Source organism: Microcoleus sp. LEGE 07076, from assembly GCF_015207455.1.
Classification (GTDB): Bacteria; Cyanobacteriota; Cyanobacteriia; order Cyanobacteriales; family Microcoleaceae; genus Microcoleus.
On the sequence record NZ_JADEWV010000153.1, the window covers coordinates 1 to 14,427 of the forward strand.

At 44.7% G+C, this 14,427-nt stretch carries 7 protein-coding genes; 1 reads left to right on the forward strand and 6 read right to left on the reverse strand.

Annotated features, from left to right (window positions below):
* Nucleotides 1-208: 208 nt before the first annotated feature.
* The 6 genes from IQ270_RS21610 to IQ270_RS21635 all read right to left on the reverse strand — a co-directional run bounded on the left by IQ270_RS21610 (nucleotide 209) and on the right by IQ270_RS21635 (nucleotide 12,586).
* Nucleotides 209-844: a Uma2 family endonuclease gene (locus tag IQ270_RS21610; RefSeq protein ID WP_193975267.1), complete on the reverse strand. Its 636-nt coding sequence runs from the start codon at nucleotides 842-844 to the stop codon at nucleotides 209-211.
* Nucleotides 845-1,022: 178 nt separating this feature from the next.
* Entirely contained in the window at nucleotides 1,023-2,912 is a 1,890-nt protein-coding gene (locus tag IQ270_RS21615) for a tetratricopeptide repeat-containing sulfotransferase family protein (protein ID WP_193975268.1), read from the reverse strand.
* Complete coding sequence (locus IQ270_RS21620; RefSeq protein ID WP_193975269.1) at nucleotides 2,905-6,996, reverse strand: tetratricopeptide repeat protein; 4,092 nt, start codon at nucleotides 6,994-6,996, stop codon at nucleotides 2,905-2,907. Before IQ270_RS21620 ends, IQ270_RS21615 begins: the two co-directional genes overlap by 8 nt.
* Nucleotides 6,997-7,020: 24 nt before the next feature.
* Complete coding sequence (locus tag IQ270_RS21625; protein WP_193975270.1) at nucleotides 7,021-9,891, reverse strand: tetratricopeptide repeat protein; 2,871 nt, start codon at nucleotides 9,889-9,891, stop codon at nucleotides 7,021-7,023.
* Between the two features lie 239 nt (nucleotides 9,892-10,130).
* Nucleotides 10,131-10,985 carry a calcium-binding protein gene (locus IQ270_RS21630; protein ID WP_193975271.1) on the reverse strand — a complete coding sequence of 285 codons (855 nt, stop codon included), beginning with the start codon at nucleotides 10,983-10,985 and terminating at the stop codon, nucleotides 10,131-10,133.
* 1,412 nt (nucleotides 10,986-12,397) lie between these two features.
* Complete coding sequence (locus tag IQ270_RS21635) at nucleotides 12,398-12,586, reverse strand: hypothetical protein (RefSeq protein ID WP_193975272.1); 189 nt, start codon at nucleotides 12,584-12,586, stop codon at nucleotides 12,398-12,400.
* A 1,389-nt stretch (nucleotides 12,587-13,975) separates the two neighbouring features.
* On the opposite strand from IQ270_RS21635, the gene IQ270_RS21640 reads away from it, so the two are divergent.
* Complete coding sequence (locus tag IQ270_RS21640; RefSeq protein WP_193975273.1) at nucleotides 13,976-14,173, forward strand: hypothetical protein; 198 nt, start codon at nucleotides 13,976-13,978, stop codon at nucleotides 14,171-14,173.
* Nucleotides 14,174-14,427 lie beyond the last annotated feature (254 nt).

The window sequence follows — 14,427 nt, forward strand, 5'->3', positions numbered from 1 at the left end:
TGTTGGGACTGCTGCGCGCGCGAGTCAGTTGCTCGTCTTTGCGACAGCTTGGCGATCGAGCAGATTTAAAACTTGCTGTTTAAGATCGCGAATTAAATAATTTACACATAATTGTGGGATGGGCTCTATAGCCCATCCCACAAGAACAATAAAAATGGTAAGTTATTTAATTCTCATTCCTTAGGGCGATCCTGTTCTGCAAGCTTCGCTAACTCAAATTCTGTCTCCATGCCTTTGCTGCTGCTAGCGGATGAGGATTTTTGACACATTCTGTCAACAGCTCGATATCAAGTTCCGGTAGCAATTCGCTGTTTGCGATTAATTCATAACCGCAGTTTGATACAAACTCAACCGGAATCTCTTCTCGCAAATGGTAGATCGAAAATCTCTCATTTCGCCAGAACCAAACCTCTCGCACATTCAACCTTCTGTAGAGTTCTAGTTTATTGATGCTGCCACTGGTAACAATCACTTCAATTACCAAATCGGGAAATTCTTTATCTGTGCCAATACAGTAAGCTTCATCCGGTTCCGTACCGCCACTTTTTTCTTCTTGCCGCAGAGTTGTAGACCCAAAAGGGAAATATTCAATGTCAGCTTCTACAAAATAAATAAGTAGCAGATCTCCAATGCTAGTTTTGCGACTTTGATGGCGGCGAGAAGGTGACATAATTTCTAAAACTCCATCTAAATAAGTAACTCGATATCCCGCAGCATCTCCAATCCGATCCAGCAGTGTCTCGTATTGTTTCCAGTTCACGGTATCCGTGATGTAGCGCTCTTCGGGATCTTGGCGTTGGAGTGCTTGTTCTTTAAGTAATGTATCTAGCTCGATTGTCAGCATTAGTATTACCTCATTACAAGTTGTTCTAATTTTAGCAGACGGCGGTTGAAACCGCATCTTGTCAAACGATATCAGCCGAACGCAGACTAAAGAGAATAACCGAACTTCAATCACCTTTTATTCAACCTGCGGAGGCAGGTTTTGTTCGTATCGACGCGGTTTCAACCGCCGTATTATCTTATTTCCAATCAAATTTTCTCCCCAAATACTCCTCTAATTCCTGATTGTAAGGTTTAAAATAATCGCTCAACAAGTGGCGAACTGACTGATTTACCAGCGGATAAGCACCAGGATTAGCATTTTGATACTCAGATAATTGATATTTCGGCAAATCTAAAAAGGCTAAAACATGATTGACAGTTGTCGCCGCACCTGCATACAAATCTTCGCTTTGCAAAATTAACAACTGTTCTTTGGGAAAGAAAGCTAGCCAATTTTTAATAAATTCTATATACCTACCGCGAGCTAAATAATTCCCCGGCTCTTCGCCGATGATGTATTCTGGGTTTTGATTCAGCCGTTCGATTTCGTCGCTAATTGCCCGATCGAGCGATCGCCCTTCCCAATTCAAGCCCTTTAAGCGGTAAAAATGAGAAATCGCGCGATCGACCGGATTTCGCAAAAGCACAATCAGTTTCGCCTCAGAAAACAAGCTGTAGAGACGATCCGGCGCTTCCCGACAGTCAAAATAACTCGGACTTGCTTCACCCGTCACAAACTCCCCTCCCTCCGGCCTTAGCGGGAAATGAGCCAAATACCAATCAATCCCCCTGTGAAAGTGCCACGAAAAAAAATCCATCTCCTTTTTAATCGGAGTCAAAATTTGCGGGTGTTGAGCTAAATAAGTGTACAGAGAAGTCGTGCCGCACCGCTGAGAACCAATAATTATAAAATTAGGAACCTTCACAGGTTTTAAGTTCCAATTTTGTAGAACAGGCATCTTGCCTGTATCTGTATCTGTATCTTGTAGAACAGGAATCTTGCCTGTATCTGTATCTGTATCTTGTGAAACAGGCATCTTGCCTGTTCTCTTACTGAGAATAGATGCCAAACTTTGTTTGTAACTAACAGTTTGATAGCAACGAATCGCCTCAGCAATTTTGCCTTGCCTAGTCAAAACTTCCCCCAAATTCAAATAAGGCCAAAAAGCCTCCGGTTGAGATTCCACAACTTCGCAGCAAAAATCTTCAACTTCATCCAGCTTGTTTTGCTGAATCAAAACTTCCCACAAATTGTAATAAAACCACCAAGGAAGATCGGGATTTATTTGGATTGCTTGCAAAAATGCCGCCGCCGCTTCCTCCCAATATTTTTGTTGGCTCAAAACAGCACCCAAATTGTAATAAGACCAGCAATCATCCGGTTTTGCGGCCACAGTTGCGCGAGTTGAAGCCAATGTGCTAACGTACTTTGCTTGCTGCTGCCACAACTCTTCTAATTCCGCTGATAGTTCTGCACAACTCGGAGCGGATGTCAAGAGAAATTTGTAAAAAATAATTGCGCTTTTTGGGCGATCGTACTTTCCCAAATTTCTCCCCAAACACAAATAAAACTCCCAATTTTCCGGTGTAATTTGCAATTGACACTGTTCTAACACCAACTTTAAATCAGACTTTGTTTCTCCGAGAACATACCCCAACTTCTCGTAAATTCCCGGCAAATCTCCGTCTATTTCCACAGCTTTCAAATACGCAGCGATAGCTTCATCCCACTGTTTGAGTTTAGTTAAAGCATCGCCCAAATTGCAAAAAGACCAAGCAAAATCCGAGTTGAGTGCAATCTCGCAGCGGTAAGCCGCAGCAGCCTCTTCCCACCGTTCGAGTTTCAGTAAAGCATCGCCCAAATTGTGATAAGACCACGAAAAATCCGGGTTTAACTCAACAGCTTTTTTGTAGGCGGCGACAGCATCCTCCCAGCCTTCGAGTTTCAGCAAAACATCGCCCAAACCGTGATAAGACCACGAAAAATTCGGGTTTAACTCAACAGCTTTTTTGTAGGCGGCGACAGCATCATCAAACCTACCGCTTGATTGCAGCGAATTTCCCAACTCGTGGTAGTCATTATCCATGCAAAACTCCTGCCAAATTCATTAACTTCTCCAGAGATTGCAAATCCACGCGCATATCTTTATGTCCAAAATATTTATGAGTTTCGTCATCAAATAATTCAGCAATTAAATAGTAATGTTCCAACTCGCACAAATTGCTGATAGTCCAAAAACAAGTTGGTACATAAATCGGAGAAAAAATCTCAATTACTTTAGTTCCCGGAGTGCAAAAAACTAAATTAGTCAATCCCCCTCCGTGAGGTGCGACAACAACTTTAGCAGCAGCCAAACACGCTGCTTGTTCCGCTACCGACATCGTTTCGAGCTTGAGTGTACGAAACCCAAACTTTTCTAAACAGCCGACAACCTCTTCCTCGTTGACAATTCGCCTGTAGGATGCTGTTTTGCGGCTGATATAAATTCTTTCTGAATAATCTGTTTTTAGCGGTGGTCGGTTATTTAAAAATAGTTGTTTCAGATATTCGCACTTCCATTTAGATGTTCCAGAAGCACCATCGCAAATTGATGGAACTATTAATTTGTCGGCTGTAAAGTGCTGGTGGTATTGACTTTCTAAAATTTTATCTAGTGGAATTCCTAAACTATTTAAAGTTTCTTTTTCATAGGCAGAATTGCAAGCATTTATAACAAACTTATCTATAGTTTCTATGCAGCCGCTGCGCTGCAAAAGATGGAACCGCGTCACCACATCAAACATCCAGTGAAAATAGGCTGCTCCTCCCCAGCGAGCAGATAAAAAAGCCACATTTCCTTCGACGTGTTCGGGGGGAGACAATTTGTCGGAAGTTATGACCAATTCAGGACAACCCATTGAAATATCTACCACAAGTTTGTTGTCAGAAGTAATAACAGCGGTAGTAGCAATATCAGCCCAAGCTCGTCCGTTTGGTATGGCGGCAACAAAATATTTTTTTGTATAAAAAATCTGATCTTCCCAACATTTTTTGTGGGTGTCGATTGTTGTGGAATCTGATAAAATGATTTGACTCGCAGGATAGATTTCAGTGCAAGTAATGCTGGGATCTGACTCTGCTACAATTGCAAAATTTTCTGTAAATCCACAGTATTTTTTGAGAAAACTTAATGGCAACATTTTATAGCCAAATTTTATGATATCTGCTTCGTCAACTTCTCCTTTTTGTGCCAAAATATCGGCGATATGATAGTAAACTCCAAATAAATCCGGTTTAATTTGCAGTGTTTGAACTAATTGAGATATTGCCAGATCCCACTGCTGTTGTGCCATTAAACTCAAACCCAATCCTTCGTAACACCAACAGGATTTTGGATCGAGATGGATGCCTTGTTCGTAAATTACGATCGCCCTTTCCAATTCCCCTTGATTCCGCAGCGCATCGCCCAACTTTTTGTACAGCCAACTCTCATTGGGTTCTAGCTCAACAGCACGACCAAAAGCAACTGCTGATTCCGGCCAATTTTCTTGTTTTTCCAGAACTTCGCCCAAACTATTGTGCAACCAACAATCATCGGGATTTAATTCAATAGCTTTGCGGTAAGCATCCGTCGCCTCTTCCCAATTTTCTAGTGCAACAAAAGCCTTGCCTAATCTCTCGTAAGACCAACAAAAATCGGGATTCAGTTCAACTAACTTGTGGTAACTAACAGCAGCTTCCTCCCACTCAGAAAGCTCCATCAGCACATCGCCTAAATTATTGTAACTCCAACAAAAATCTGGATTTAATGCAATTGCTTGGCGGTAAGCAGCAGCGGCTTGGCGGTGTTCGTCAATTGCCTGTAAAATTTCCCCCAAAAAGTGGTAAGTCCAACTAAAATTAGGGTTGAGGTCGATCGCCCGCCGATAAGCAGCCTCAGCTTCGCAAAGTCTTTTTTGTTCTTGCAAACTTTTACCCAACTTGTGATAAGTTAAGTAATTGTCAGACTTAATTTTAATAGCTGTTTGATAGCGGGCGATCGACTCATCGAGATAACCCGCATCTGCCGCGATATCACCCAACTTTTCCCAACCTAGAGACAAAAGTGCTTGCTCTTCGCCCACTTTTTGATTCTCAGTTTTTTTGACAATCAGTTGATAGCCTTTGTGTACTACTTCTAACTGACTACCAAACATCTCCAAAAACACATCGATTCCGATTTTTGTATTTTGCTCCGGGCTGTCGGGAAAAGTAAACTCGTAATCATCAAAAATCATCAATCCGCCAACTTTCACCAACCTCCAAGATAAAATCGCATCTTGCAAAGCGCTGGTGGGTTTGTGACAGCCGTCAACGTAAGCAATATCGTAAAATTCCGAAGTTAAATTAATTAACAAATCTTGAGAGTAACCTTCTAATTCAATTACCTTCTCGCCCACTCCCGTTTTAACAATATTACCCTTAAAATGTTGTTGAAAATACAAATCAATGCAAGTAATTTTTGCTGTCGGATGAGTTAAAATATTATCCAACAGCCAGCAAGCCGACATTCCCTGAAAACTGCCGATTTCCACAACTTGAAAATCTGCTATTCCGGTAAACTGCTGCAAATGCCGCTGCCAAATAGGGATATTGTGCGTAAACCAATCCTGTGTGAATTGATAGTTTTTCGCGGCACATTCTGGCCAACCCCTCAATTCACTCGCTTTTTGGTGGCAAATAATTGCTTCTGCCAATTCCCCTAATTGCGGTAGAATATTTCCTAAATCGTTGTAAGCCTTAGAATTGCTCGGTTCGATCGCAATTTGGTGGCGGTAAGCGGCGATTTGTGCGTACAATTCCTGTTGTTTCGCCCGCACCTGATGGAGTTGGGCGGCAACTTCGGCAGCATTGGGTTCAATCCGCAGGGCGATGCTATAAAATACGATCGCACCTTCAAGCTGTTTCTGTTTCGCTAAACTGTTGCCTAATTTTATATAAAACTCGGATCCTTCCGACTCAATTCCCAGCAATTTGTGGTAATTTTTCCCGCTAGCAAGCAGCTCAATAGCTTGACAATAAATTTCGATTGTGCTGTCTAAACCTGATTCGCTGCGCTGCCGCAAAACATATCCCAATCTCTGATTAATTCCTGTCAAATTTGGTTCGAGTTGAATCGCGCGGAGGTAAGCGCTAACAGCTTCATCCCAGGATTTTTCGCAGGTTAATGCTATTCCTAAATTGCAATAAAACCAAGGAATATCTGGATTAATAGCAATGGCTTGACGGTAACAGCTAATAGCTTCTTCCCACAGTTGTTTTTCAGCCAAAGCTTCGCCTAAATAATTGTGAGCCCAGTAGGAACGATCGTTAATTTCGAGAGTTTGACGGTAACATTGAATTGCGGCCTCAAACTCGCGTTTCTGCGCGAACACATTGCCCAAACCAAGGTAAGCACGGGCGTAATCCGGATTGAGATCGAGGCTTTTGCGGTAACAGGCGATCGCCCGATCGCCTTCTCCTCGCGCCGCCCAAGTTTTACCCAAACTGTGGTAAGATTCAAACGAATCTGGATTGATCGCAATGGCTTGGCGGTAATTGGCGATCGCCTCATCCCACCGTTTTTGTTCGACCAGCATTTCCCCCAAATTATGATAAGCTATTGCCAGTTGCGGGTTTAACTCAATTGCCCGCGAATAACATTCGATCGCTTGTGGAAACTTTCCCAATTCAACTAAACCATTTCCCAGGGTGACGTACTCGTCAGCAGTTGCCCAATTCGGCTCAATTTTGAAAGCTTGATACCAAGATTGTGCCGCCTCTTCTCGCCGATCCAAGTGAGTCCAAACTTTTGCCAAATGTCGGTAAGCAGCAGCAAAATTCGGTGCTAGGGCGATCGCTTTTTCGCAACTGGCGATCGCCTTTTCCCACTGTTTCGCCTGAGAATACAAAATGCCGAGATTAGCGTAAACTTCTGGCAAATTTGGATTGCGATCGATCGCCGCTTCATACCACTGCTTAGCTTGTTCGATTTCACCTCGAACCTGCATCACCTTTCCCAGCGTCTGACAAGCAGCAGCCAAATTCGGTTCAATTTTTAGCGCCAACTCGCAAGCAGCAATCGCCTCATTCAATCTTCCTTCAGCTAAATGAACTTCTGCTTGCCGATTCAAATCAACCGCTGCTTTTTCCATCTTCTCAATCGAAGGCATAATTAAACTTACTCCACACGCCAGCTAACCCAAACCCACCACTTCAACCATCCTTTTCAGCGAACTCAAGTTCACCAAAATATCCTCAGTTAGCGAATTCTGATACATCAACTGTCTAATAGGATAGCATTCAAAAGCCTCGCCCGCCAAGTAATAATGATTTAACTTCAAATGTTGACTGATTCCCCAGTAATAATGGCTGATATAGTGAGGGGACATTAACTCAATTACTTTCGTTCCCGGCTGGCAAAAAATCGTATTTGTTAAGCCGCTGCCGTGGGCGGCAACGATCGCCTCAGCGTGATAAAAATGAGCAATTTGTTCTGCCAAAGACATCGACTCAGGGAAAATAGAAACAAAGCCATATTTTTCCAAAACCTCGACAGCATCTTCCTCGTTCAAAACTCGGCGATATCTCGCTTTGTGGCGGCTGATATAAATGCGTTTTGGATAACTAGCACCCGGTACAATTGTCTTGAGAAACTCCCGCCTCAAAAAATCGATCGCCCACCCAGAAGGCCAACCCAAATAACCCGCAAAAGAAGGTACAATTAACTCTGTTGCTTGCAGGTGAGGCAGGCGATCGCTCTCCAAGACTTTTTCTTCAGGAATCCCCAGAATCCGGAGAGTTTCCCGCTGAAATTGGTGCTGGCAACTGTTCACCAAAAACCAATCGATCTCTGCCAAATTCCTACCGCTTTGCCGCAGCAATTCAATCCGCGGCAAAACGTCAACCATCCAGTGAAAATAGACATTTCCCGACAAACCCGAAAGCACCGCCACGCTGCCATCAATTTGTTTTAAATGCGGAAAAGATTCTAACTCAAAAACGCTGTGTTTTCTAATATCGTGCTTGTCGCATCCCGGCAAGAAACCAGGATAATCTCTCGACAGATCGCCCAACAAATAATTATCGGGAGTAATTACAGCGATCGCCTTACAAATCAGCCAATAATTTTGCTGCGGCACAATCCAAACTCGCCCGTTGGGAATCTGTGCCGCAAACGTCTTTGGCGCAGACGCAGGAAGCGGTTTCAAGTTAGACAAACGGTAAACTCCCCAACCGAGATGCACCGGATCGAACCACTTAGAAATTCGGTGCAAGCACAGCCCACAAGTTAAACCGCCACAATCGGAATTTGCCAATTGGGAATGAGCAATTGGCAATTGGGAATTCGCCAAAACTTCGGCATTTGCTGTCTCGGATTGCCAAACTATTTCTAGATAATTCCCAGCATCCAATTTCGCATTAACCAACCAATCCCAAGTCGATAAATAAATACCTTGAGGAAGTTCGATCGCACTTGTTGCTAGCGCCAGAGAATCACCTTGTTGCCAAACTTGCGTATATCCCCAGCTTTGCAACTCTAAAACCTTTTGATAATAATCGATCGCCCGTTTCCAGCGCCCCTGTTTTTCCAGCACTTTTGCCAACTCTAAATAAACCTGCGGCAGAGCGGGTTGAAGCGTCAAAGCCATGTGGTAAACGGCAATTGCTGCATTGAGCCGCTTTTGCTGTACCAAGCAATTGCCCATCCGCCAATAAAGTTCTGTCTTTTTTGGATGAATTTGCAAAGCTTTTTGATAATAAGCAACGGCAGATTCAGTGCCGCCGTACTCTGTTAAAGCATTTCCCAAATGCAGGTAAATTGCTCCTAAATTCTCGCAAATTTCAGCAATTGGTAATGGGGCATTGGGCATCGGTAATGGGGAATCGGTAATGGGGAATTGGTAATGGGGAATTGGTAATGGGGAATCGGTAATTAATCTTCCCTCGGACTTCTTCCCTCGGACTTCTTCCGACGGACTTACATCCGTTACATCCGTTACATCCGTTGCCGAACTTCCCTCGGACTTCTTCCTTCCCATCAACGCTGCGAGAAATCGATCGCACGCAGCGATCGCCCTTGACAACTCATCATCCTCTGCAGCAGCAGTTTGCCGGATTTGGGCCAAACGGCAGTAAGCCTCAACAAAATCGGGTCGCACAGCTATCGCCTGCTGAAAATAAGGCATGGCTTCGGCAATTTGACCCAAAACCATCAAAGAAAATCCGGCATCCGTACAGCCCGAAATATGTTGGGGATTTAGTTCGATTACCCGATCGAAACAAGCAACCGCCGCCGAATGTTCCCCCTGCAATTGCCAAGCTTTCCCCAGATTGTAGTGGGCTAAAACCATGTCGGGTTCCAACTCAATAGCTTTGAGGTAAGATGCGATCGCCCGATCGGGATTTTTGTCCAGCAACGCTTGACCCAAATTATTGTGCAGCGTCGCCCAATCCGGCTTAATCTCGATCGCCCGCTGGTAAATCTCGATCGCCTCAGCAGGGCGATCGTCCTTCAGCAAAATCACGCCCAAATTGCTGTAAGCTTCCACATAATCCGGCTTCAAATCAATCGCTTGACGGTAGGCATCAATGGCGGCTTTTAGCTGATTGTTTTCATCTAAAACCACAGCCAGATTGTAGCAAGCAACAAGATAATTCGGTTTAAGGGCGATCGCCTTTCGGTAACAGTCGATCGCCCCCAACAAATTACCCTGCTTGTGAAAAACAGTTCCCAAGTTATAATGAACTTCCGCCCAATCTGGTTTCAAATCCAGAGTTTGCCGGTAATGAAAAGCCGCCTCATCCAACCAGCAATACTCGTTGTAAAGTTGACCCAAATAAGCATGAGCCAGAACAAACTGGGGCGAAATCTCCAAAGCTTGCACAAAAGCATCTCTTGCCGCCGTCGGGTCTCCGCTCGCTTCGAGAATTTCGCCTAAAGTAGTGTAAGTTAGCGGCGAAAAAGGCTGTAGTTCGATCGCCTGATGGCAAAAATCGATCGCCTCAGTTAATTTCCCCCGCTTCAAACAAACTTGGGCTTGCCGGATGTATTCTTGAGTGCTCATCGCTTCTGGCCAGTTGCGGTTTTTCCCCGCTTCAGGAAAACTGATAAATTATGATTTGAAAGTTTGTATATATTTTAGGCGATCGGGCGATCGTCGGAAACGATATCATTTCCGGCATCCAATGTTTCAACCTCACCCCGCTTGTAGCAGAGTGAGGTTGAAATCCTTTAAAACACGATCGGCAGTTATAAGAACAGCCCCAGATGTTATCCAGTGCTGCCCCACAACTACCAGTTGTTTTAGAACAGTTCTAAGTTGTTCGAGGTAATTGTCAGGCCAGGTTGCAACTGAGCAATAGTTAGCACTCCGCCGGTACCGTTGAAGTACAACACACCGTTTTGCGGGTCGTAAACCAACTTGTTAGCGGTGCCAGGGCTGCTGGCTGCGTTGAAGTTAGAAACCACGACAAACTCGCTGGAATCCAAGCCTGTGCCCAAAGCACCCAACACACCGCCGGACTTCAATACGATCTTATCTTCGCCCGGAGTAAAGTCGGTGATCGTATCTACACCGAAATCGCCACCAAAACCTCTGAAGAAGAACGTGTCGCTGCCGGCACCGCCAGTCAGGACATCGCTACCTCTGTCGCCAAAAACCAAGTCATTGCCCGCACCGCCATCGACTGTATCGTTGTCTTTACCGCCGTAGAGGCTGTCGTTGCCGTCGCCACCGCTAACGATATCGTTACCTCGACCGCCAAAGACAGTATCGTTGCCGCTTCCGCCGAGTACGGTGTCGTTGCCGTTGTCGCCAGAAACCAAGTCATCGCCAGGACCGCCGTCAACGACATCATTTCCTTTGCCGCCAAATATCCTGTCGTTGCCGTCACCGCCAGCGACCGCATCGTCACCGCTGCCTGCAAAGATTGCGTCGTTGCCACTGCCGCCGCCGATACTGTCACTACCGCCCCCGGAAATAATCAGGTCGTCGCCACCGAGACCGGCAATAACATCATTGCTGCCAAAAGTCAGGATGATATCACCTTGTTCAGTGCCGTTCAACCTGTTCTGGGTTTGAGCGCCGATAATGTTAGAGCCACCGCCTGCTCCAGGGATAGAAGCTACTGGCGTTGTTGGATTAGTTACCTGTGTCATTTACACTCCTCCTAAAAGATCAATCACTTTTCTACAATACACTTTTCCCTCCAAAGGGATTCAATAAATGAAACCGGACATCGGTTGAGACCCTAATTTACCCGGCTGCTATAAGCTGTCATGTAATTTATTTTTTGACATACTCACCGCCCTAAAAGTTCAGTGATTCTTGACAGTTCATCGGGACGTGCTATCTACATAGTCTTAATTTCCCGGGTTTGTCCGTTTAAAGTCTCCCTATGCCAGCTAGGCGACTTTGCAATCAAGCTTGGGGGTTGGATTTAACCATTGCCCTTTTGGCTGTTGCTAAGGAGATATCTGATCGAGAGTGCTGTTTCAACGTGTTTTGAGCCTAGATATCCTTTGAGTATCTGAATATTCTGACACAAACCCTTCCTAAAAGGGCGGGGCTTGTATCCATTTTTTCGGTCAGCGGGATTTCTGGGAGTGCCAGTTGAATCGTTGATTCGTCGAGCAGCAAATATCGGTTTTTTCCTGCTTTGGACTCTCCACTCCACAACTCCCTCCTCTAACACGAAAATATTTCAGTTAAACGTTTGTGAGTTTACCATACCTAGCTTGGGTGTGGCGAGTCATTTTTAAAACAGTAGCCTGCAAATACACGAAGACCATTTTTAATCGAAGTATCCTCTCAAGATTGAGAAGTTGCACCGCACTCCTTGGCTACTGTCGATCGAAAGTCTCGAACTCCAGCGCGGGCAGGAACTTGGTTGCGATGTTTCAGTATACTCTGGTTGACCTGACTTTTTAGTTCCGCCAATAGTTCCCAAAACATCAAAAATTTTTAGCGGGCATTCAAAGCCCCCGCGCAGCTAGGGCGGGATTCAATCAAACCCAGCCCCAAAACATTCCAGGAAGCATTCTTGAGGCTCATCGCCTGAACTCGATTTTTCCACCGCTCCCTGGCGCTCTACCCATGACTTTCGCGAAACGACCCGGTTTTTCAGCAAAAATCCGTCTTGTCAGCAATCAGCAGCATCCAACCAGACGATCGAGCCATGACGCTTTTGGGTCAGAATCATAACTAACAGGTCGTAAGATGGAATGAACCGCGAGGCACGCGAACGTCAGAAGTGAAACGCAGGGTTTGTGCCCGGGCCCAACTTACAATCATGCTTAACAATCGCCTATTGCCCTATAAGCGTTTTCGCATTAGATGCAGCTTATCGCTCAAAAAATGCAATTCAAATCCGCCACAGCGCTATGCAACTCTTGAAACCGAAACAGCGCCCCACCCTCCGCCACTTTTTAGGTGATTAAATTTAACAACTTAACTTAACAAGATTAAGCTTTCAACAAAACTTTTTATGGCTAATTGTTGACTTCGAGGATATCGTTAGCAATTAGCAATTTCTCGGAAATTTGGTTCGGCATTCTATAGACAAGCTGTACTATTTACCCGATCGGTGTGATTCTAATTGCTGTGTTGACCCGTGGGAATAGCTGTGGCTATCGTAGCTGTAGATGTGAGCGTCGCTCTCTAAAATATAACCGATCGAAGTAGCTGCATAGTAGCTGAGGGCTAGCAGCGACACAGCATTAAGAATTCGATAAATTCGCTTCTCAGACATTTCGTTCATTTTCACTCCTACTTTATTTCTATAAATAGCAAAGTTGGGTACAGTGACTGGGCTTTTTTTGAGAAGTTCCCGCAAATACAGATCTCGATCGCAAATCCGATCGCTGGCATTCTCAAGTCCTGATGTCCGAGCGCACAAAACAAGTTCGGCTCGATATTTCCAACAGTTTGTATCGCTATTTTATATTGCAGCCTCTGCCTTTAATTTTCTTGCCTTTAATTTTCTATGTAACTGCGGTAATAGTTCGGCAATTAGGGGGGCGTCGAACTCTACAATTGCCACCTCAAAACTTCTACAATTTTAAAATATAGAACCTCCAAAGCTTGCAGGACAAGGACTGTAGCCGTTTCTCAACTCGCGCGTTTTCCCAAGTTCGATGCAGAGCGTGCAGCAGCCCAAAGTAAGAAAAATTATTAATTTTGTCAGCAATCACTCACATAAGTATGTCTAAAGTTATACTCGAGCAACCAACACACCGCGTTTCATTCGACGTTGCAGCATATTCGGTGCAGGTGCAGTACGCCCCTAACAGAGTTTCTCGATCGCCCATCAGTTGACAAGTCTCTAACTTTCAAGAAACCAGGCTCAGAAAGTATGTACTTCATAAACCTGGAATAAGCTGTATTTATGGGAATTTCCTCCAGCCTCGGGCCTTCGTGCCGCGCTACAAATACAGTTTCCTGGTTAAATCCCCTGAATTTATTTATAGAGATTCCCTCCGCCCTCTGGCCTACTTTAAGATATAACCGACAGCGTTTGAGTCAGTTACTTCTACAATTTATTATAACTATTGCTCGGATTTACCTGATTGTACAACTGACTTTTTGCTGGTAATTTGCAAAAGGGATAGGGGTACAACAACAGGCCAAAACAGAGGGCCGAAGATTAAGGCTATCCAAGAGATTAAGTCAGTTTTTGAGGTCGCACTATCATTCAAAAAACTTTTGAACCAAAAAATAAAAACGATTAAGGCGATCGAAAAGTAGCTAACAATTATCATTGTTTTACCTCTGAGTCTATAGATGGGATCGAAATATTAATGATTATTGTATCTCAGGGTGCTGCTCGCCGATCGCAACTTTCCCCCTCCGCTGCAAGTTTCCGAATCCACAGGGTGCGATGCCAAGCAAACACACCGATAAAACAGTGGCGCAAAGAGCGAAAAGTCTGGCGTTGAAAGCTTTTTGAGGTTTCCTTCAACTTTGATGCTAGCGTCGGCGCGACGGCAAATGCGATCGAGTCTCTGGTAATTTGTGATTCAACTCACCTATACTAACAGACTTCGATCGCAAGTCGGCCTCCAAACGATCACACAGCTTAGCCGACGGCAATCACCCTACCCTGCTCTCAAATGCTCGATATTGTAGTAGTAGAGTTCAACGAAATTTCATGCAAGCTCTGGCTTTTAAATCCGATCGCGCGATCGCTGAACTGTTCTATCAAGTCACCCATTCAGGCAATCTGACTCGCACTCAAAGCAACGGACTGCGATCGCTGAGCCAAAGCTCTCTGGCCCAAGATGACCGAGATGTAGTCAACCGCCTGCTTTACGCCATCCGCCGCGGATGGGTCAGGATTTCCGATTAGTCGCTTCAGACAGCAAGTTGAGATCGCTACTTCTACTTTCTCTCCTGTAAAGCTTTTCCATAAAAAAAATTCCGCGAGTATGTCGCTCCATTAACCGTCTCAAAAAATGTGCTGCGATGTTTCGATCGAACCCGGTTTCTTGTAGAAGCCGGGATTTTTGATGTGAAACAGTTGGGAGTCAGCAGTCAGCAGTCAACAGTTAGCATTCATTAACCAGATCCGCCGAAAAACCCCACACCGCGACACCCTGTAAA

What these genes read in the sequence shown, in the direction of transcription:
- IQ270_RS21635 (WP_193975272.1), bottom strand. Translation starts at nt 12,586, where the DNA reads ATGAACGAAATGTCTGAGAAGCGAATTTATCGAATTCTTAATGCTGTG.
- IQ270_RS21615 (WP_193975268.1), bottom strand. Translation starts at nt 2,912, where the DNA reads ATGGATAATGACTACCACGAGTTGGGAAATTCGCTGCAATCAAGCGGT.
- IQ270_RS21630 (WP_193975271.1), bottom strand. Translation starts at nt 10,985, where the DNA reads ATGACACAGGTAACTAATCCAACAACGCCAGTAGCTTCTATCCCTGGA.
- IQ270_RS21640 (WP_193975273.1), top strand. Translation starts at nt 13,976, where the DNA reads ATGCAAGCTCTGGCTTTTAAATCCGATCGCGCGATCGCTGAACTGTTC.
- IQ270_RS21625 (WP_193975270.1), bottom strand. Translation starts at nt 9,891, where the DNA reads ATGAGCACTCAAGAATACATCCGGCAAGCCCAAGTTTGTTTGAAGCGG.
- IQ270_RS21610 (WP_193975267.1), bottom strand. Translation starts at nt 844, where the DNA reads ATGCTGACAATCGAGCTAGATACATTACTTAAAGAACAAGCACTCCAA.
- IQ270_RS21620 (WP_193975269.1), bottom strand. Translation starts at nt 6,996, where the DNA reads ATGCCTTCGATTGAGAAGATGGAAAAAGCAGCGGTTGATTTGAATCGG.